Annotated in this window: 20 protein-coding genes; 12 read left to right on the top strand and 8 right to left on the bottom strand. The window is 27.1% G+C overall.

The features are described from left to right. Nucleotides 1-130: 130 nt before the first annotated feature. The 5 genes from IPP08_05415 to IPP08_05395 all read left to right on the top strand — a co-directional run bounded on the left by IPP08_05415 (nucleotide 131) and on the right by IPP08_05395 (nucleotide 5374). Nucleotides 131-1165, top strand: coding sequence for a glycosyltransferase (locus IPP08_05415; protein ID QQS67604.1), 1035 nt, complete (start codon nucleotides 131-133; stop codon nucleotides 1163-1165). 279 nt (nucleotides 1166-1444) lie between these two features. After that, nucleotides 1445-2722, top strand: a complete 1278-nt coding sequence (locus IPP08_05410) for an acetyl-CoA hydrolase/transferase family protein (protein ID QQS67603.1) — start codon at nucleotides 1445-1447, stop codon at nucleotides 2720-2722. Between the two features lie 197 nt (nucleotides 2723-2919). Continuing rightward, a complete protein-coding gene (locus IPP08_05405; GenBank protein ID QQS67602.1) occupies nucleotides 2920-3510 on the top strand; it encodes a Crp/Fnr family transcriptional regulator in 591 nt (196 codons plus the stop codon). Between the two features lie 3 nt (nucleotides 3511-3513). Then, a complete protein-coding gene (locus tag IPP08_05400; GenBank protein ID QQS67601.1) occupies nucleotides 3514-4740 on the top strand; it encodes a hypothetical protein in 1227 nt (408 codons plus the stop codon). Between the two features lie 67 nt (nucleotides 4741-4807). Continuing rightward, complete coding sequence (locus tag IPP08_05395; protein ID QQS67600.1) at nucleotides 4808-5374, top strand: fasciclin domain-containing protein; 567 nt, start codon at nucleotides 4808-4810, stop codon at nucleotides 5372-5374. A 96-nt stretch (nucleotides 5375-5470) separates the two neighbouring features. Here the strand turns inward: IPP08_05395 and IPP08_05390 are convergent, their stop codons facing one another. From IPP08_05390 to IPP08_05355, 8 genes are all read right to left on the bottom strand, one after another. Then, nucleotides 5471-5914, bottom strand: coding sequence for a copper resistance protein CopD (locus IPP08_05390; GenBank protein QQS67599.1), 444 nt, complete (start codon nucleotides 5912-5914; stop codon nucleotides 5471-5473). Between the two features lie 2 nt (nucleotides 5915-5916). Further along, nucleotides 5917-6288 carry a group III truncated hemoglobin gene (locus IPP08_05385; GenBank protein QQS67598.1) on the bottom strand — a complete coding sequence of 124 codons (372 nt, stop codon included), beginning with the start codon at nucleotides 6286-6288 and terminating at the stop codon, nucleotides 5917-5919. Between the two features lie 257 nt (nucleotides 6289-6545). Next, nucleotides 6546-7313, bottom strand: coding sequence for an ABC transporter permease subunit (locus tag IPP08_05380; protein QQS67597.1), 768 nt, complete (start codon nucleotides 7311-7313; stop codon nucleotides 6546-6548). Then, nucleotides 7310-8020, bottom strand: a complete 711-nt coding sequence (locus tag IPP08_05375; GenBank protein ID QQS67596.1) for an ABC transporter ATP-binding protein — start codon at nucleotides 8018-8020, stop codon at nucleotides 7310-7312. Before IPP08_05375 ends, IPP08_05380 begins: the two co-directional genes overlap by 4 nt. A gap of 9 nt (nucleotides 8021-8029) precedes the next feature. Beyond that, a complete protein-coding gene (locus IPP08_05370; protein QQS67595.1) occupies nucleotides 8030-9271 on the bottom strand; it encodes a nitrous oxide reductase family maturation protein NosD in 1242 nt (413 codons plus the stop codon). After that, nucleotides 9271-10275, bottom strand: coding sequence for a nitrous oxide reductase accessory protein NosL (locus IPP08_05365; protein ID QQS67594.1), 1005 nt, complete (start codon nucleotides 10273-10275; stop codon nucleotides 9271-9273). The genes IPP08_05370 and IPP08_05365 overlap by 1 nt, the downstream gene beginning before the upstream one ends. 75 nt (nucleotides 10276-10350) lie before the next feature. Next, on the bottom strand, nucleotides 10351-12339 hold the full coding sequence (gene nosZ, locus IPP08_05360) for a Sec-dependent nitrous-oxide reductase (GenBank protein QQS67593.1): 1989 nt from the start codon (nucleotides 12337-12339) through the stop codon (nucleotides 10351-10353). Between the two features lie 30 nt (nucleotides 12340-12369). Beyond that, nucleotides 12370-12879, bottom strand: coding sequence for a cytochrome c (locus tag IPP08_05355; GenBank protein QQS67592.1), 510 nt, complete (start codon nucleotides 12877-12879; stop codon nucleotides 12370-12372). A 344-nt stretch (nucleotides 12880-13223) separates the two neighbouring features. Here IPP08_05355 and IPP08_05350 point away from each other — a divergent pair, with 344 nt between their 5' ends. The 7 genes from IPP08_05350 (at nucleotide 13224) to IPP08_05320 (ending at nucleotide 19817) form a co-directional block, all read left to right on the top strand. Beyond that, on the top strand, nucleotides 13224-14375 hold the full coding sequence (locus IPP08_05350; GenBank protein QQS67591.1) for a homogentisate 1,2-dioxygenase: 1152 nt from the start codon (nucleotides 13224-13226) through the stop codon (nucleotides 14373-14375). A gap of 47 nt (nucleotides 14376-14422) precedes the next feature. Continuing rightward, nucleotides 14423-15580 (top strand): 4-hydroxyphenylpyruvate dioxygenase, encoded by a 1158-nt coding sequence (hppD, locus tag IPP08_05345; GenBank protein ID QQS67590.1) that lies wholly within the window; start codon nucleotides 14423-14425, stop codon nucleotides 15578-15580. Between the two features lie 24 nt (nucleotides 15581-15604). Next, the gene (locus IPP08_05340) at nucleotides 15605-16132 is read left to right on the top strand and encodes a 3-hydroxyanthranilate 3,4-dioxygenase (GenBank protein QQS67589.1); all 528 of its coding nucleotides are present in this window, start codon (nucleotides 15605-15607) and stop codon (nucleotides 16130-16132) included. 22 nt (nucleotides 16133-16154) lie between these two features. Further along, complete coding sequence (locus tag IPP08_05335) at nucleotides 16155-17069, top strand: tryptophan 2,3-dioxygenase (GenBank protein ID QQS67588.1); 915 nt, start codon at nucleotides 16155-16157, stop codon at nucleotides 17067-17069. Nucleotides 17070-17230: 161 nt separating this feature from the next. Beyond that, the gene (locus IPP08_05330) at nucleotides 17231-18604 is read left to right on the top strand and encodes a tryptophanase (protein ID QQS67587.1); all 1374 of its coding nucleotides are present in this window, start codon (nucleotides 17231-17233) and stop codon (nucleotides 18602-18604) included. 75 nt (nucleotides 18605-18679) lie between these two features. After that, complete coding sequence (locus IPP08_05325; protein ID QQS67586.1) at nucleotides 18680-18856, top strand: hypothetical protein; 177 nt, start codon at nucleotides 18680-18682, stop codon at nucleotides 18854-18856. Between the two features lie 208 nt (nucleotides 18857-19064). Then, the gene (locus IPP08_05320) at nucleotides 19065-19817 is read left to right on the top strand and encodes a hypothetical protein (protein QQS67585.1); all 753 of its coding nucleotides are present in this window, start codon (nucleotides 19065-19067) and stop codon (nucleotides 19815-19817) included. Nucleotides 19818-19880 lie beyond the last annotated feature (63 nt).

The raw sequence follows: 19880 nt of genomic DNA, 5'->3' as shown, positions 1-19880 counted from the left end.
TTAATATTTTAGATATGTGAGTATTCTGATTTAATTTTTTGTAAAATTCAAGATTAGTATGATTACTATTTACTAATTTTATATATTTATTTAGATACTTTTTTTGCTTTTCATCAATTGTTTAATTTAAATGAAAGTATGTTTTATTGCTCCAAAAACTATTAATATGGTATCAGGAGGACCATTAACCCAAATTTTAAATACTTCAGATTCTTTAAAATCACTAGGAGTTGAAATTTCGTTTTTTAATCAATGGGATAAATTTGACAATCAAAATTACGATTTGTACCACGTGTTTGTTGGTACTATGTTAAATTATGATATAACTCAAAGGTTAAAACAATTCAATAAAAAATTCGTTGTTTCATCAATTTTTTTCACAAAAAGATCACCAATCTTTATTAGATCAGTAATCAAGATCGAAGATTTTATAAATAAGTTTTATAGTGGAATTAGAACTGATTATGGAATAATCAAACAAGTTTGTGAGTCTTCAAATCATGTTTTACCAAACACAAATGCTGAAGCAAATTTAATTCAAAGGGGTTTAAAAATATCAGCTGATAAAATTACAGTTATTACAAATGGAGTCGATTCAAAGTTTTTACATTCAACTCCAGATTTGTTTGTTAAAACATATGGTGTAAAAGATTTCATTTTGAATGTAGGACATTTAGGTTCTAAAAGAAAAAATGTATTAAGTTTAATTAGGGCAGTAAAAGACTTAAATGTACCAACTGTAATTATAGGGAAAATTCATAATAATGATTATGGGAATAAGTGTTTATATGAAGCAAGCTTAAACAAAAATATTTTAATTATACCTGGTTTAGAAAATGATTCAGAAATGTTAGCTTCTGCGTATTCAGCTTGTAAAATTTTTGCTTTACCATCATTATTTGAAACACCTGGAATTGCTGCATTAGAAGCAGCAATTTCTGGAGCTAACATTGTTATAACAAAATTTGGAGGTACTTTTGAGTACTTCAAAGAGAATGCTATTTATATAAATCCTTACAATGTTGAAAGTATAAGAGATGGGATTATTAGATCTTTCAATACTCCAAGTAATTCATCATTAACCAATCATATTAAAAATAATTTTCTATGGAGTAAGGTTGGTGAGTTAACATTAAATGTTTATGATAAAGTTATAAATAGTTGATCATATAAGATTAATCATTTCTAATTAGTATATTCTTTTGTAACTAGTATTTTTTAGAATCATCATACTTCTTTTACTAAATTTCAATCCATATTTTGTAATTTTGCAGAAATTATTATCTAGATAATTTTTTTTTGTTGAAACTATTTGATGTAATTTTTAACAAAATTTTCACTCTAATTATTTTTTAATAATTAAAGTCAAAACATTTTTTTTTAAGCTATTTTTATCATTAAGTCTTTTATTTAAAGTAAATTATTTCATTTATTCTAAAAATTAATGCCAATAAGCAATTTGTATTCTAGTGCAGAAGATGCTTTAAAGCTAATAAAATCTAACCAAAGAGTTTTTCTTCATGGAAGTGCCGCAACTCCAATTTATTTGATTAATAAATTATTTGAACAAAAAGAAAGATTAACTAATGTAGAATTAATTGGAATAACTCAAATTGGTGCAGACTTTAATAATCCAAATTTAAAAGGTCATTTTTACATTAACTCACTATTTGTTTCTGATTGTAATAGGTTAGCGGTTAATTCTGATCGTGGTGATTATATTCCAGTTTTTTTAAGTGAAATTCCTTCCCTTTTTGTAAAAAATATTTTACCAATTGATGTTGCAATTATTCAAGTATCTCCACCTGATAAACATGGTTATTGCTCATTAGGAACCTCTGTTGATATTTCAAAAGCAGCATTTAATTCTGCTAAAACTATAATTGCTCAAGTAAATCCTAATATGCCAAGAGTGCATGGTGATGGTTTTATTCCATTTAATAGATTTGATGCTTGCATTTGGGTTGATGATAAATTACCAGAAGTTAGTTATAAAAAAAAACAAAATACTGCAACAAAAAAAATTGGTAAAATTATTGCTAATATGATTGAAGATGGTTCTACTTTACAGTTAGGTATTGGTACTATACCAGATTCTGTTTTAAAAAATTTAATTAATCATAAAAACTTAGGGTTACATACTGAAATGTTTTCAGATGATGTTATTCCATTAATTCAAAATGGTGTAATAAATAATTCAGAAAAAAATATAATTAATGGTTATTGTGTTACTTCATTCATTTTAGGTTCAAAAAAATTGTATGATTTTGTTGATGATAATCCAATTGTTAAAGCATTAGATATTAATTTTGTAAACAACCCTTCAATAATTTCTCAGAACCCAAAAGTAGTTGCTATAAATAGTGCAATAGAGATTGATTTAACAGGTCAAGTTTGTTCAGATTCAATTGGGACTTACCAATACTCTGGCATAGGTGGTCAATTAGATTTTATTCGTGGATCAGCTCTCTCGAAAGGTGGCAAACCAATTATTGCAATTCAATCACAAACCAAATATGGTACTTCAAGAATTGTTCCTTTACTTAAAGAAGGAGCAGGTGTTGTAACAACTCGAGGGCATACACATTGGGTTGTAACCGAATATGGAGCTGTAAATTTATTTGGTTTGAGTATGGAACAAAGAGCAAAGTCCTTAATTAAAATTGCTCATCCAAATCATCAAGAAGAACTAAGTAAAAATGCTTTTGAAAGATTTAATTAATTAAAGTAGATTATTATTTTTTTATTGATAAATAGTAAATTTAGATTTATGAGATTTGTAAGGTTAATTATAATTCAATTAATTAAAATATTTATTTAATCTGCTAATATTAACTCAGTAAAAATTAATTTTCTAAATAGTTCTTAGTTTAAATTGTTTTAATGTTTAATTTATTTTTTTTAAATTTTTATTGAAAAATGGATTCAAATATTCTCATTACTTGGGGGGCTGTTTCTAAAAAAATATTGAAGGGTGAGTATATTTTTTCGGAAGGAGATGATGCGATATTTTACTATCAAGTAGTACAAGGTGAAGTTAAAATGATAAATATAAACCCTGATGGTAAAGAGTTTATTCAAGGTGTGTTTACTGATGGTGAAAGCTTTGGTGAACCTGCATTATTAATCAATAGATCCTATCCATCATCAGCCGTTGCAGTAAGCGATTCACTAATATTAAGAATTTCTAAAAACATTTTTTTTAATATTTTAGATGAATACAGAAGCATTGAAAAAAAACTATTAATAACCTTAGCAAAAAGATTATATAGTAAAGCTGAAACTGCTAGAGAACTAATATTTAATACTCCCGAAAATAGAATAATTGGTTATTTAAATTCATTAAGAATTGATAAGTCTATTCCTATTAATAAAAGAATTTTAATTGATAATACCAGACAAGAAATCGCTAATTTTACAGGGCTCAGGGTAGAAACAGTCATTCGCACACTTAAGAAAATGCAAAAAGAAAATAAAGTAGAAATTATTAACAGAAAATTATTTTATTAATTAATGAAAACGAAAAATCTTTCAAAATGGTTAACTGTCTCTTTTTTAAACTTGTTTGTTGTAGGGTGCTTAGGATTATTAATGAGGTATAAATCTGGATTTGAATTCAGACACTTTGAACAAAAAAATTTACAAAATGCTCATTCTCATTTTGCTTTTGCTGGATGGATAACTCATACAATAATGATTTTAATGATAATTTATGTAAATCCATTTTTAAATGATTTAACTTCAAGATTATTTAAGAATATTATTATTGCAAATCTTATTTGTGCATATGGAATGTTAATTTCATTTACAATACAAGGGTACGGTTTGATTTCAATTACTTTCTCAACACTTTCAATTATAACATTCTTTGTTTTTAGTTACAATTATTTCAAAGTGTTAAAATTTTCTGAAAATAAAAATATATCAAATTGGTTAAAAGCTGCAATTATCTTTAACCTAATTTCAAATTTTGGAACTGCTTCATTAACGTATATGATGGCAACAAAAAATTTGCCTCAACATATGTATTTATCATCAATTTATTGGTATTTGCATTTTCAATATAATGGCTGGTTCTTTTTTGGTTGTTTGGGTTTATTTTTAGGATATCTTCATAATTTGTTTCCAAATATGAATCAAGATAAAAATGTTTTTAGATTGTTTTTTTATAGTTGCATTCCTGCTTTTGGACTTTCTGTTCTTTGGTTAGATTTACCATATTGGTTGTATCTTATAGTTGTTGCTTCTTCAATTGCTCAGTTTTTAGGTTGGATTAAATTAATTTTGTTATTAAAAAACCTTAAATTTTTACAACATTTGGAAGTTTCTAAATTAAAAAAATTTCTATTTGTTGTTATTGGTTCTGCATTATCAATAAAGTTAACATTACAATTAGTTTCCGTAATACCATCAATTAGCCAATTTGCATTTGGCTTCAGACCAATAGTTATTGCTTATTTACATTTAGTTTTATTAGCATTTGTTTCTACTTTCCTAATTACATATATATTTATCAATAACCTTATTACTATAAACAAATATACTATTCGTGGAATTGCAACTTTTATTATTGGAATAATTTTTAACGAATTAATTTTATCAATTCAAGGGTTTGGTTCATTAACTTATGTTGTAATACCAGGGATGAATGTGTATTTAATAATAATTGCTTTAGTAATGCTTATTGGTTTATTAATGATTAATCTCTCACAAATAATTAAAACTAAAATAATAGTCTAATATGATTGAAATCATAATCTTTAAAATTTTTCTTTGATATTTTTAATAAATTAATTATTTAAAAACAATGAAAAAAATACTTTTCTTTTTAGTTTCAATTGGAGCATTATCAATTGTTTCTTGTGGTTCAGAAAGTGAGCCAAAGCCAGAAGTTTCAAGTGCAGAAACAACTTCTGAGGCTACTCCTGGGCAGTCTGGAGTGCAAGATTCTACATCTAAACCAAATATTGTTCAGGTAGCCATTGGAAGTAAAGATCATACCACTTTAGTGGCTGCAGTTAAAGCAGCTGGTTTGGTTGATGCTTTAAGCAATGCTGGTCCATTCACAGTTTTTGCTCCTACAAATGCTGCTTTTGATAAACTTCCAACTGGAACAGTTGATGGTTTATTAAAACCTGAAAAATTAGCAGATTTAAAAAATATATTAGAATATCATACTTATGTAGGTACTTTAAAAACAGAATATATGAATGATGGGCAAGAGTTTGAAGAAGTTAGTGGTCAAAAAATTAAAATTACTAAAAATGGAGATAAAATAATTATTAATGGTAAAGCTGAGATAATTGCTTCAATTCCTACTTCAAATGGGATTATACATGTAATAAATGAAGTACTTTTACCTCCAACTAAATAATAAGTTAAATAATTGTTATCAATAAAATTAAAGAGCTAATTTAAAATTAATTAGCTCTTTTTTTATTGACTATTATAAAGATATTTCTATTAAAATTTATAAGCCACCAAATCTTATAAATGTTCCAATTATTAACATTGAAACAGCTGTTAGAGTTATCAATGTAATATGAATTCCAAGATTAAATAGATTACTATTATTTAATTTCGGAATTATAAAAAACTTAGCATGAATTGCTAAAATTAAAGTAAGAATGAGTAATAATAATTTTATTGAGACTACTTTTTCAATTGGAGTTGAAAATGAAAACCATGTTAAGAAATTCACATTGTAATGATATGCCAGAATCACTCCAGTAACTATTTGACTAATCAGAGATGGGATACCAATTTTTTCAAACCTTATCTCAAATGTTTCAATTATTTTAAAATTTTTTTCCTTTAGAGCTTTTGGTAAGAATACTAATAATAAAATTATATGTCCTCCCGCCCAAATGCTAGCACCTATTATATGAAGAATCAAAACTACATGAAAATACATTATTAATTTAGGATTTTAATTTGCATAACGGTTGCAATACTCGAAGCTCTTTGCTTTAATCTAAATGAGGTTTCACCTTCAAACAACTCATCTACAGTTTCATTAAATATCTCTAACCATCTTTGAAAATGTTCAATTTTAATTGGAGCTATTTCATTTAATTTAATGTGAACATCCATTGGATTTCCAGAATAATTACCAGAGTAAAATAATACATTTTCCCAAAAATCATACATAATTGGAAGATGCTTTTCCCAATTTACATTTACTATATCTAAAAAAAAATAACCAATATGTGTATCTAATTTTACTTTCTCATAAAATGTATTAACTAGATTTTCAATGTCTTTCCTATTTGTAACGTCATGTTTCATAATAAATTTTTAACTTTAAATTAATGGACAAACTTAATTTTCATAAAAGTGAATTAATTCGATAAAAAATAATAAATAGTTTCATCAAAAAAATATTTAATCAACATATTTTCATATAAAATTGTTGTATAAATTAGATCAAAGAATCAAAGAAATTTAATCTGTTTTGGTTTAATAATAAGTTCTTTATATGAAAATTGTGATAATCTATTAATTAATAATTTAACTTTTTAACACTTAAATTATTGTTTGAAAATTTATAGATCTTTTTTCTTAAATATTTTTAAAGAAATTAGAAAAGGAATAATTATCCATAATATTAACAAACTAAATGAGACAATTAATCCAATTGTAGTACCAAAAAAATCTTTGAAAATAGCTCCTGTATAACCCATCATTGCTGATACATCTAGATTCAACAGAATCAATATCCTAGCCAAATCAATAGGACTAGTTGTTATAACTCCAATCATTAATTTTTCGATTGGATAATCTGAAAATTGAAATAGTAAAAAAAGTACCAATCCATCGAACAACAATGCAAAGTATAACCAAAGAAGTATTGAAATGCCAATTCCTTTAGCTTTATCACGACTTAATATTGATCCTAAAAATGCAATTGAAATAAAAATTAATGTTATGATACATCCTACAACAATCATCATAAAACCTACAACTTGATCCGCAAACAACAGTATTGGAATTCCAGTTCCAACTAAAAATGCAAATAGCAAGCTGATTGAAAGTCCAAGAAAGAGACTCAACCATATTTTTTTTCTTTGAATCGGTTGAGATAACAAAAGTTCTATAAACTCAGAACTATTATAAATATAAATTGTAGAAAATAAAATTGATACAAGAGGGACAATTAGTAATATGATATTTAATAAAGTTAAAATACCTTTTGAACTATTATCCTCTAAACTAAAGGCACTCCAAGAGAATGCTGCTAGTATAATTGTATAAACTAAAACAATCTTATTCTTTAATAAATCAATAATTACAAATTTTATAATCTTATTCATTCTTGCAATTCCTTTAATATTTTAGCAATTGATTTTGATATTTTCTCCTCTCCAGTTTCATTTTTTAAATCATCAATACTTTTATGGAAAACAACATCCCCATCTTGCATAAAAATTAATTGTGTAATTAACTCATCTAGTTCACTTAACAAATGAGAAGTTATTAGAACAAGTTTACCTTTCTTTTTTTCTTCTATTATTTTCTCTTTTAAAACCTCAGAAGCTAATGGATCTAATCCAGCTGTAGGCTCATCTAATATTAAAACTTTTGGATTGAAAAGAAAAGCTAAAGTAGCACTTACTTTTTGAGTTGTTCCACCACTTAATGTTCTCATTTTTTTATTAAACAATTTATTTAAATGGAACTGATTAATTAAATCATCATCAATTGAAGTATTAGATTTCCTTAATTGTTTAATCATTTCAATAACTTGACCTATATTCATATTTTCAGGATATCTACCAATCTGAGGCATATATCCAATTTCATTTCGGTAACTAAAATCATTATAAATACTTTTTCCATTAAAAATAATTTCACCTATATCTGGTATAACCATTCCTAAGATACTTTTTATCAAAGTAGTTTTACCACAACCATTTGGTCCTATTAAAGCAATACAATTTCCTTCTCTACAAGAAATATTTATATTCTTTAAAACTTCTATTTTTCCAAATTTTTTTGATATATTTTTAATTTCTATCATATTTATTTTTTACAATTTCAATGATTTCATTAGTGGGTTTTTGTCTATAAAATTTTCTGGTGTTAAACTTGGAAATACTTTCTCAGATTTGTCTAACAATGAAATAATAAAGCTTCTATATAACAACATTGATGGTGGATTGTTTTCTACAATTACAGAAAATAGGCTAAGTGGGTGATATGGTATATCGCCAATTAAATCTTTATTCAAATCAAACCCTTCATATTTATCCCAAAAATTGGAATTAAAAGTATTTAAAACTAAAGTACCATTAGTGCTTATATCAAATGTGTTTTTAAAGAAATTATTTTTTATAATTAAATTATCCATACAATTTGCTTGAATTTTCATCCCCCAACCATTCCCAATAAATTCATTTTTTTCAACAACAATTCTATTCGTACCATCCATAAAAATTCCAGTAGTATTGTATAAAAACTTATTACCTGATAAGTAAGAATCAGAAATTTCTTTGAGCAAAACCCCATAAGATGAATCACCCCAATTATCTTCAAAAGTGTTATCCATCATAGTAACTTTTTTTGTGAACATTACAGCAACGCCAGCTCCATTATTCTTAAACAGATTTGAAAAATATGAATCGTTATTAGAAAACATAAAATGTAATCCATAACGGATATTGTTCATTGAGATATTTCGCCAAATAACTGAATGAGTTACAAACTCAAAATAAATTCCATCTCTATGACCTTTAATATTGTTTCCAACTATAATCAAACTATCACTTTTCCAACAATGGATCCCATTTCCTATTTGTTGCTCTTCTTTTCCAAAAGCAATTAACTTGTTATTTTTTATTGTACAATTTTGACAATATTGAAGGTAGATTCCAAAGAAATTATCTACTAAAAAATTATCAGTTATATTAACATGATTGGAGTTGTATACTTTAATTCCGCCCGGGTCATCGAGTGTTGCATAGCTTGAATGTTGAATCCTGAATCCACTTATAGAAACGTAATTTGCTTTTATTGACATTACCTCAAATTTTCTATCTCCATCAAGAATTGGGTTGTTTTTACCTATCATTACAATTGATTTATCTATAACTATATTCCCTTCTTTATAAAACCCTCCATTAACAATTAACGTATCACCAGAAATAGCATTTAATAATGCTGTTGATATTTTTTTGTATTGAGAATTGATTCCAATATTGATTGTATTAGATTTTGTATTTTTTGTAATTACAATAAATAAAAGCAATATAATTAAATTAAAAATTTTCATTATTTATTATATTGATTCCAATCCTTAATAATTGAATTATAAGATTTTGCATTTTTTTCTGCAATTTCCTTATTTGCAAATGATGCAGAATTTCCGCCCATAGGACTTCTTAGCGTTTCCGAAGTTACGATATATGCGGATTCTAAGTCTATTAATTGGTTGGTAGAAAAATCAGAAACCAATTTGGATTTAAACTGAATATCTTTATTTTCATCACAAAAAGAGATTAGGCATTTTACATCATCAAATTTATTTACTCTTCCCTTTTTTGTTATTAACTCACCTGCAAATCTAATATCTGAAATTGTCATTTTACAATAATCACATTTGTCTTTATTAATATTTATAGGTTCAAATTCAATATCACTACAAGATAATAATACTAAACTCACAAATAAAAATATAATTGATGATACACTTTTAGTTTTTCTAAATTTATTCAACAATCTGCTCTCTTTTAAATAGACAATTAAAACAAGAACTCCACCTATTAACATAGCCCATCCTCCTAAATCTGGAATTGAATACGCACCAAAATTAAGTAACTGCTTGAAGCCAATTAATGGTGGTTGATAAGACATTCCAGGTACTATAATTGCAGCATTTGGATTTAAATTATGACCATAATTATATTCCCATCTCCAAAAATCTACCATAGAAATAATGCCAAATATTACAAAAGAGTAAAACATAAAGTAAAGCATTTTTTTACTTAAACTTATTGCAGTTATTAAAAAGAGTAGAGCAAATAAACCAATAAGATAAGGTAAAATTTTAAACTCAATAAAATTTTCAACATGTAATGTTGGCATACCAATATAATGGTTTAAGCCATTAATAATGTCTACATCACCTCCAAGTTTATTTGAAAAGATTTGCATAACTAATCCTTCAGGATATTGAGGAGCGTCAAGTTCAATTCTCCAGATTGGTAAAAATATAGCTGCTGTTAACAATATTGAACAAACTAAAATTAACACTCTGGATAAAGTTGATATTTTCAATTTAAATTATTTTAGATATTAAAAAAGTGGGTACGACATTATATTTAACATCAACCCACTTTAAAATTTAGATTCTTATTTAACTATTGGTGCAGAGTTCTTACCTAAACTAAATGATATTGGAACATTGCTTCCAGCAGGTGATACTCTTACGTAACCTTGCATCTCTTGATGTAATGCACTACAAAAGTCAGTACAATAAATTGGGAACATACCAATTCTATCTGGAATCCATTTTAATGTACAAGTTTCGCCAGGCATTATTAACAATTCAGAATTATTTGCTCCTTTAACTGCAAAACCATGTGGTACATCCCAATCTTGTTCTAGATTTGTTACATGGAAATAAACTTCATCACCTAATTTTATCCCTTCTATGTTATCAGGAGAAAAGTGTGATCTAATAGTAGTTAAATTTATGTGAACTTTATTACCTTCTCTAACAACTTTAGTTTCACCTTCACCTTTTGCTACATAAGGATGTTTATTATCATCAATTTTAAATATTTTTAACTGTCCATTATTCCTAATCAAATCAGCAGGAGCTGCTTGCGCATAATGAGGTTCACCTATTGTTGGGAAATCGAGAATCATCTTCATTTTATCTCCACTTATATCAAACAATTGAGCACTTTGTGCTAATTCTGGTCCTGTTGGTAAATAGCGATCTTTAGTAATTTTATTATATGCAATAAGGTACTTTCCGAATGGTTTGCGAGTGTTTCCACCTGGAATACATAAGTGACCTAATGAATAGTATGTTGGAGCTCTATCAACAACTTTTAATTCTTTAATATTCCATTTTACAACTTCAGATGATACAAAAAATGAAGTATAAGCAAATCCATTTCCATCAAATTCAGTATGTAATGGTCCTAAACCTGGTTTTTTAACTTCACCATAAAGAGCAGCATCATATTTAATAATTGGTATTCCTTGATAATCTCCATCATATGCTTTATCAGCAATAGCTTTTTGAATTTTATCATAACTAAACACAGGAATTAAAGCAGCTAATTTTCCACTTGCAACAATATATTCACCTGTTGGATCAACATCACAACCATGTGGAGATTTAGGACAAGGAATAAAGTAGCATATATCTTTAAATTTACTAACATCTAAAACAGTAACTTCAGTTTTAATTGTTGAAGTTGCGGAATGAGTTGATTCATTATAAACGTTATGAGCATATTTTACACTCTCTTTTTCTCCTTGTCCAGCTTTAATATACTCTTCAGCTTTTTTCCAATTTACAGCCATAACAAAATCTTTATCTTTTTGAGAAGCATTTACTTCCAATAAAGTATGTGCTTGTTCTGTATTATAGCAACTGAAGAAAAACCATCCATGAGATTTACCTCTTCCACATCTAGCTAAATCGAAGTTAATTCCTGGAGTTTTAAGTTGAAATGCAATATTCATTTCTCCTGTTTCAGGATGAACACTTACAAAACTAATGTGTCCTTTGAAATTTTCCTTGTAAGTATTAATCGGTACATCCCCACCATTAGTTGAATTATCTGGAGGAACGCTAAAACGAGTACCAGCAACAATGTATTCCGAATTTTCTGTACCAAAAGGAGAACTATGATTTCCAGCACTATTTGGTAGTTCAATAATTTCTGCTGTTCTAAATGTTTTTAAATCAATCCTAGCAATACGAGGAGTATTGTTTGCATTTCCAAAAACCCATTTTCCATTCACCTCACCGTTTGTTTGTGATAACTCAACATGATGCAAATCGTCCCATGGAATAAAGCCATGAGAAGTGTTTAACATTGGTTTTGTTTCTTCACTATATCCCCAACCTTTTTCAGGATCAACTGAAAAAACTGGCATAACTCTTAGCAACCTTCCGCTTGGTAATCCATAAACAGCCATCTGTCCACTAAACCCACCAGATACAAAATTATAGAATTCATCGTATTTACCAGGAGCTACATAAGCTTTAATTGCAGCATCACCACTAACAGCATTTGAAGTGTTTTTTGGCTTACAACCCATTAACGATAACAATACTAAAATTGTTACTAAATTTAATATTCTACTCAAATTTTTCATAGATTTATTTATAAAATTAATTTTTTATCATTATTTAACTCCATCATTTTTTCTCATAAACTCAAGAATATCTCTTGCATCATTATCGTTTAAGTTCTGATTAGGCATTCTCACCAAACAAAGCTCCAACATTGCTTTTACTGCAGGATCTTTATTTATCATTGCATCAGGATTAGTAATAAAATTCATTATCCAATATGGTTCACGTCTTGTTGTTACACCTTTCCATCCTGGTCCCACTAATTTTTCATCAGTTAATTTATGACATGATGCACATTTTGTATTAACAATTGCTTCTCCTTTTGTAGCCTTTGTAGCATCTAAAGAACCTAATGTAACATTACTTGCATTGAACTTACCCTCTCCTCGCTTCGGATCGTAAGTACTAGGATTTGACGTTGCATTTTCTGATTCACCAGATTTTGCATCAGTAGTTTCTTCTGTAGCTGAGTCATCAGCTTCTTCTTTTTTACTACCACAACTTGACATTGTGAATAGGAATGTACAAACTAGTAAAGCTAAAAAAAAATTATTTTTCATTGTTTGATGTTTTGTTTAATACAAACTTAAAGTTATTTAAAGTTGAAAATTATGATTTCAATCATATAAAGTATTTAATTAGGATAATATTTAATTATTTTATTACTAATCAATAAAATTAAATTGTAGAAAAATATTTATACTAATTTTTGAAATATTATTTAAATAATACATGTTGTCCTTTATATTTCATATGTGATTGAAATCACAAATTCAAAAATTTAATTTGTATAATTTTGCAAAAATTTTTTGTTAAAACAAATAATACATTTTGTAATTATATTTTTTAAATTGATTATTAATCAAATGATTCAGTTAATTTTTCTATTAAATCTAATATTTATATGCCAATTTATCATCAGTTAGGAATAGTTCCAGAAAAAAGACATATTGTTACAAGAAGGCCAAATGGAGAGCTTCTTCAGGAAGAGCTTGTAGGTACTCAGGGTTTTGCTGGTATGTCATCCTTGGTTTATCATATTTATCCTCCAACTAGAGTTAAACAAAAAGAAAAAGCATATTCAATTATTCCAAAAATTGCTATTGAAAATGGATTAGATGCAATGAGTTTTAAAGGATTTGAAATTTTACCAGAAACTGATTATATCAAAAGTCGAAAAACATTGTTTGTAAATCAAGCAATGCATATTGGTCTTGCAGCTCCTTTAATGCCAACTAACTATTTTTATAAAAATGCTGATGCTGATGAGTTAATCTTCATTCATAAAGGTTCAGGTAAGCTATTAACAATGTTTGGAGAATTGAATTTTAAATATGGTGATTATATTAATATACCAAGAGGAACTGTATATCAAATTAATTTTGAGTCTACTGAAAACCGTTTACTTTACATAGAATCTTTTGACCCAATATTTACTCCAAGTAAATATAGAAATGAATTTGGACAACTCTTAGAGCATTCACCTTTTTGTGAAAGAGACATTGTAAGACCTAGCAATTTAAAAACTTTTGATGAGGTTGGGGAGTTTGATGTATTTATAAAAAAGAAAGGTTATATTTTCCCTTATGTTTATGCAAACCATCCGTTCGATGTTACTGGCTGGGATGGGTTTCATTATCCATATATCTTTTCAATTTTTAACTTCGAACCGTTAACTGGTAGAATTCACATGCCACCTCCAATTCACCAAACTTTCGAGAGCAAAAAATTTGTTATCTGTTCCTTTGTACCAAGGTTGTATGACTATCATCCTCTTGCTATTCCAGCTCCATATCATCATAGTAACATTGATAGTGATGAGCTTTTATACTATGTTGATGGTGATTTTATGAGTAGAAATAATATCGAAAAAGGACAAATTACACTTCATCCAGGTGGAATTCCTCATGGACCGCATCCAGGTGCAATTGAAAGAAGTATTGGAAAAAAGGAGACTATTGAATTGGCCGTAATGATTGATCCTTTTAATCCAGTTTTGATTACTGAAGAAGCTATGAAAATAGATGTTAAGGATTATTACAAATCATGGTTATAGTAAATTGTAATTATTTATTTAAAATTTAAATTTCAATATAAAATATAATGATAAATGAAAATTTAACCCAAGTTGAAAATTACAATTATGGGATAGAGAAAATTTTTAAAAAAGCACAAGATTTTTTACCTATAAATGGTACAGATTTTGTTGAACTGTATGTTGGAAATGCAAAACAAGCAGCACATTTTTATAAGACAACATTTGGGTTTCAATCATTAGCTTATTCAGGTTTAGAAACTGGGAATAAGGAATATTGTTCCTATGTATTAGTTCAAGATAAAATCAAATTGGTGTTAACTTCTCCTTATAAAAAAGATAGTGATATTTCACAACATCTATTGAATCATGGAGATGGGGTAAAAGTAATTGCATTATGGGTTGATGATGCTAAAAAATCTTATGAAGAAACTATTTCACGTGGAGCAGTATCAGTTATTGAACCTACTATTTTAACGGATGAATATGGAGAAGTTGTTAAGTCGGCTATCAAAACTTATGGAGATACCATCCATTTGTTTGTAGATAGAAAGAATTACAAAGGTATATTTTTACCTGGATTCATTAAATGGGAATCTGAATATAATCCAGCCCCAATGGGTCTAAAATATATTGATCATATGGTTGGAAATGTTGAACTAGGAACTATGAATACTTGGTCGAATTTTTATGCAGATGTAATGGGATTTGCTAATTTAGTAACTTTCGATGATAAAGATATTTCTACTAAGTACACTGCTTTAATGAGTAAAGTAATGACAAATGGAAATGGTAGAATAAAATTTCCTATAAATGAACCAGCAAAAGGAATAAAAAAATCTCAAATAGAAGAATATCTTGATTTTTATGGTAGCCCAGGATGTCAGCATATTGCTGTTGCTACCTATGATATAATTTTTACTATTACAGAAATGAGGAAAAATGGAATAGAGTTTTTACATGTTCCAGGTTCTTATTATGATACTGTTGAAATGAGAGTTGGAAATATTTCTGAAGATTTAAATATCTTAAAATCCTTAGGTATTATGGTAGACCGTGATGAAGATGGATACTTATTGCAAATTTTTACTAAACCTGTTGAGGACAGACCAACATTATTTTTTGAAATTATTCAGCGTAAAGGTGCTAAGTCTTTTGGTAAAGGAAACTTTCAAGCATTATTTGAAAGCATTGAAGCAGAACAATTAAGAAGAGGTACTTTATAAATAAATTTTAATTATCAATTTATTATGGGAATTATTCCACCAATTAATTTTAAAAAATGGATAGATGAAAACCGTCATCTGTTAAAACCACCTGTTGGTAATCAAGTTGTATATACTGATACAGATTTTATTGTAATGGTTGTTGGTGGTCCGAATGCAAGAAAAGATTTTCACTTTAATAAAGGAGAAGAATTCTTTTATCAAATTGAAGGAGATATGCATTTACCTATTAGAGAAAATGGAAAAACTCGTTTAATTGAAATTAAAGAAGGTGAAATTTTCTTACTTCCACCAGGAGTTGAACATTCCCCTCAAAGAAAGGCAAATACTGTTGGTATGGTTATTGAAAGAGTAAGAAATGAAGATGAATTAGATGCTTGCACATGGTACTGTGAAAATTGTGATCAAGAATTATATAAAGCAAATTTTCATTGTAAAGATATTGTAAATCAACTCCCTTTATTAATAAATTCTTTTTATGAAGATGTAAAATTAAGAACTTGTAAGCATTGTAGTTCTATAATGGAAGTTCCCACATTAAAAGTAAATTAAAAATTAATTAAAATTATTTATCATGGATGAGTTGACTTCTAATCAATTAAAGCAAATTGAGGATAAATTTAATTCAATAGATCAAAATCCAAATGTTCATTTAGAAGGATTAATTTGGGCAAAACCAATTACTTATTGGGATTATATTTTACCTGAATCTTTGTTAAGTTTACAAATTCAAAGAACTTCATTACCCGATGAAATGGTCTTTATTTTATATCATCAAATTAATGAATTGATATTTAAAATGATTCTTTGGGAAATTGAACAAGTAAGTTCTAATAATGAAATTGATGCTATTTTTTTTACTGAAAAATTAAGGAGAATTAGCAGATATTTTGATATGCTTTCAACTTCTTTTAATATAATGGGTGATGGGATGGATGTTGAACAATATATGAAATTTAGAAATACTTTAACTCCAGCAAGTGGCTTTCAATGTGCTCAATACAGACTTATTGAATTTGCTTCAACTGAGTTAATTAATTTAATTGATTTAAGGTACAGAAAGAATATTGATATAACTTCTACTTATGAAAATGCATTTGAACATTTATATTGGCAAGCTGCTGGAGTTGATTACAAAACTGGAAAAAAAAATACTTTATTAACTTTATTTGAAGAAAAATATAAAAGTATGTTTTTAGTTAAAATGGAAAAATATAATTCTTCAAATTTATGGACAAGATTTAAACAATTGCCTGAAGATGTGAAAAGTAATCCAACTTTAATAAATGCTATGAGACATTATGATTACACTGTTAATATTAGTTGGGTAATGGCTCATTATAATGCTGCTGGAAAATATCTTGGGGAATCTGAAGCTACAGGCGGAAGTGATTGGAGAAAGTATATGCATCCTAAATATCAGAAAAGAATTTTCTTTCCAGATTTATGGTCAACAGATGAATTAAATAATTGGGGTGAAAATCTTTAAATATCCAAATACATTTACAATTTTAATTTTTGAAAAGGAATAAAATACTAATAATATTTTATTCCTTTTTTTATGATATTATTAAATATTAACAGATGATTTTAATCATAATCTAATTCTTCTAACATTGATAACATTGTAAAATTTTAAAAATATTAAATATGAAAACAATAATAGAACCTTTTAAAATTAAATCTATTGAACCAATCTATTTTAATTCAGTTGAAGAAAGGTTAAATATACTTAAAGCAGCTCATTTCAATCCTTTTTTGATAAAAGCTAAAGATGTAATTATAGATTTGTTAACCGATAGTGGAACAAGTGCAATGAGTAGTAATCAATGGGCTGGGTTAATGAATGGTGATGAATCGTATGCAGGAAGCTCAAGTTTCTTTCATTTTGAAGAAGTTGTAAAATCAATTACAGGTATGCCATTAATTATACCAACTCATCAGGGTAGAGCAGCAGAGAAAATTATTTTTTCAATTCTTGGAGGTGAAGGTAAGTACTTTTTAAGTAATACTTTGTTTGATACCACAAGAGCCAACATTGAATCTTCAGGTTCTATAGGAATTGATTTAATTTGTGATGAAGGTAAACACCCATCAATTCCAGCTCCATTTAAAGGTAACATAAACATAGAAGAATTAAAAAATACTATTTTAAAAATTGGAGCATCAAATATTCCTATGGTAATAATTACTATTACTAATAATTCTGGAGGAGGGCAGCCAGTAAGTATGCAAAACATAAAAGATGTAAAATCTATTTGCAATCAATTTGGTATTTCTTTATTTATTGATGCTTGTAGATTTGCTGAAAATTCTTATTTCATAAAAATTAGAGAAAAAGGATACTCAAATAAATCTGTTTTAGAAATAGCTCAAGAAATTTTTTCTTGTGCAGATGGGTGTACAATGAGTGCAAAAAAAGATGCTTTTGCAAACATAGGTGGATTCTTGGCATTACGGGATAATGACTTAGCTTTATTATGTAGAAATTTATTAATTATTACTGAAGGCTTCCCTACTTATGGTGGTTTGGCAGGAAGAGATTTGGAAGCAATTGCAATTGGTTTAAAAGAAGTTTTGGATGAAAATTATTTGCAATATAGAATTCATAGTATTGAATACTTAACAAACAAGTTGATTGAAGCTGATGTACCAGTTATGCAACCAGCAGGTGGACATGCAATATATTTAGATGCAGTTAAATTTTTACCTCATATTGAAATAAATAACTATGTTGGTCAAGCTTTAGTTTGTGCTTTATATACAACTGGTGGTATTCGTTCTGTTGAAATTGGATCTTTAATGTTCGGAAAGTATGATGAATCAAATAAATTGATTCCAGCTCAATTAGAATTGGTTCGTTTGGCAATTCCAAGAAGAGTTTATACTCAAAGCCATATTGATTATGTAGCAGAAGTTATCATTGAAGTTTATAAAAATCGAGATTTTATTAAAGGATTAGAAATTATTGAAGAAGCTCCATTGTTAAGGCATTTTACTGCAAAGCTTAAACAAATTAACTAGTTCTAATTAAAAGAGTTTTTTTATTAACTTTAAATAAAGTCAAGTTTAAATTAATTAATTATTTCAACATTCATAATGAAAAAAATCAATATAGTTATTATAATGATATTAACTATTTCAATTGGTAATTATTTTAGAATTATCGGAAATGAACAAGTAAGAACAGTTGAATTTATTTCTATATTAACAATTGGAATTTTAATAGGTGTACTTGTAACTCAGTTTTTTAGATTCTATTTTAATAAAAATTAAACTAGATTAATTTAGGTTATAAAGTAATTACATTATACAATATCTTAAGAATAAATAAAGTTTGTTGTTTTTTCTCATTTTTTTAAATGATAAATATCATGTTTTAATATGATTGTTATCATATATACATCTAGAAAAATGAAATAATTTTGTTTAGGTAATAATTTAATTATTCCTACAAAATTTAATAACATAATTCTTTAAAAAAATGAGAAAATTAAAATTAAGTTGTTTAGTGTTAACTGTTATTTTGTTATCTATTGTTTCATGTAATAACATTACTGATCCTAATGATATAAGTACTGGTGAAACAAATATTGAGTTAACAAAAGTTGGTGGAAAGTTTCCAGGAAGATTATACACAGATGTTTATAACCCTGATTTTGATCGTATTCAAGACACAACAACAATTGTTTCAAATGATAATGGAATAATTACTTTTCAACATTCTTCTGTTTTTGATACACTCTTTGTTAAAGCAATGGATACAGCTTTAGGAGTTTCATCTTTTCCAATTGAGTTTAAAAAACCATTTATCGATAAATATCTTAAAAGATTTGGTGCAACTTTAGATACATCAGATAAATCAAAAATTAGAATAACTGCAAACGTTAAAGTAAAAATTACCTCAGAAGGTATTCAAGAATTTGTATCTTCAAATGGTGATTTGTCTCAACCTCATACTTTGGTAAAATATAGTTGGGAGGTAGGACATGTGTATGAATATACAAATGTTGACGGTGTAAAAGTAAAACGTACAGTAACTTCAAAATCTACAACTGATGATTATCCAATTGGATTTTGGTTGATAAAAGTTACAAAGGTTGAGGAAACAAAAGAAGATCCAATTTTAGAGAAAATTACTTACTTCACTAATCATAAATTTGGTTTGGTTGGGGTAGTTATAAAAAATAAGAATGGAAAAGAACTGAAACTTGGAATTATACCGCCTAATTTATGACAAATTGAAATAGATTACTTTTATGATAATTTATTAAAAAAAGTTGAGTATTTAAATTAAATA

The sequence above is a fragment of the Chlorobiota bacterium genome (assembly GCA_016700335.1).
GTDB lineage: Bacteria > Bacteroidota > Ignavibacteria > OLB7 > OLB7.
Note: the sequence above shows the minus strand (reverse complement) of the source record. Positions and strands in the feature narration are given on the sequence as shown.

Bases quoted from the DNA above. Each gene is read 5' to 3' on its own strand.
- IPP08_05415 (QQS67604.1), top strand. From the start codon at position 131: ATGAAAGTATGTTTTATTGCTCCAAAAACTATTAATATGGTATCAGGA.
- IPP08_05410 (QQS67603.1), top strand. From the start codon at position 1,445: ATGCCAATAAGCAATTTGTATTCTAGTGCAGAAGATGCTTTAAAGCTA.
- IPP08_05405 (QQS67602.1), top strand. From the start codon at position 2,920: ATGGATTCAAATATTCTCATTACTTGGGGGGCTGTTTCTAAAAAAATA.
- IPP08_05400 (QQS67601.1), top strand. From the start codon at position 3,514: ATGAAAACGAAAAATCTTTCAAAATGGTTAACTGTCTCTTTTTTAAAC.
- IPP08_05395 (QQS67600.1), top strand. From the start codon at position 4,808: ATGAAAAAAATACTTTTCTTTTTAGTTTCAATTGGAGCATTATCAATT.
- IPP08_05390 (QQS67599.1), bottom strand. From the start codon at position 5,914: ATGTATTTTCATGTAGTTTTGATTCTTCATATAATAGGTGCTAGCATT.
- IPP08_05385 (QQS67598.1), bottom strand. From the start codon at position 6,288: ATGAAACATGACGTTACAAATAGGAAAGACATTGAAAATCTAGTTAAT.
- IPP08_05380 (QQS67597.1), bottom strand. From the start codon at position 7,313: ATGAATAAGATTATAAAATTTGTAATTATTGATTTATTAAAGAATAAG.
- IPP08_05375 (QQS67596.1), bottom strand. From the start codon at position 8,020: ATGATAGAAATTAAAAATATATCAAAAAAATTTGGAAAAATAGAAGTT.
- IPP08_05370 (QQS67595.1), bottom strand. From the start codon at position 9,271: ATGAAAATTTTTAATTTAATTATATTGCTTTTATTTATTGTAATTACA.
- nosZ (QQS67593.1), bottom strand. From the start codon at position 12,339: ATGAAAAATTTGAGTAGAATATTAAATTTAGTAACAATTTTAGTATTG.
- IPP08_05355 (QQS67592.1), bottom strand. From the start codon at position 12,879: ATGAAAAATAATTTTTTTTTAGCTTTACTAGTTTGTACATTCCTATTC.
- IPP08_05350 (QQS67591.1), top strand. From the start codon at position 13,224: ATGCCAATTTATCATCAGTTAGGAATAGTTCCAGAAAAAAGACATATT.
- hppD (QQS67590.1), top strand. From the start codon at position 14,423: ATGATAAATGAAAATTTAACCCAAGTTGAAAATTACAATTATGGGATA.
- IPP08_05340 (QQS67589.1), top strand. From the start codon at position 15,605: ATGGGAATTATTCCACCAATTAATTTTAAAAAATGGATAGATGAAAAC.
- IPP08_05335 (QQS67588.1), top strand. From the start codon at position 16,155: ATGGATGAGTTGACTTCTAATCAATTAAAGCAAATTGAGGATAAATTT.
- IPP08_05330 (QQS67587.1), top strand. From the start codon at position 17,231: ATGAAAACAATAATAGAACCTTTTAAAATTAAATCTATTGAACCAATC.
- IPP08_05325 (QQS67586.1), top strand. From the start codon at position 18,680: ATGAAAAAAATCAATATAGTTATTATAATGATATTAACTATTTCAATT.
- IPP08_05320 (QQS67585.1), top strand. From the start codon at position 19,065: ATGAGAAAATTAAAATTAAGTTGTTTAGTGTTAACTGTTATTTTGTTA.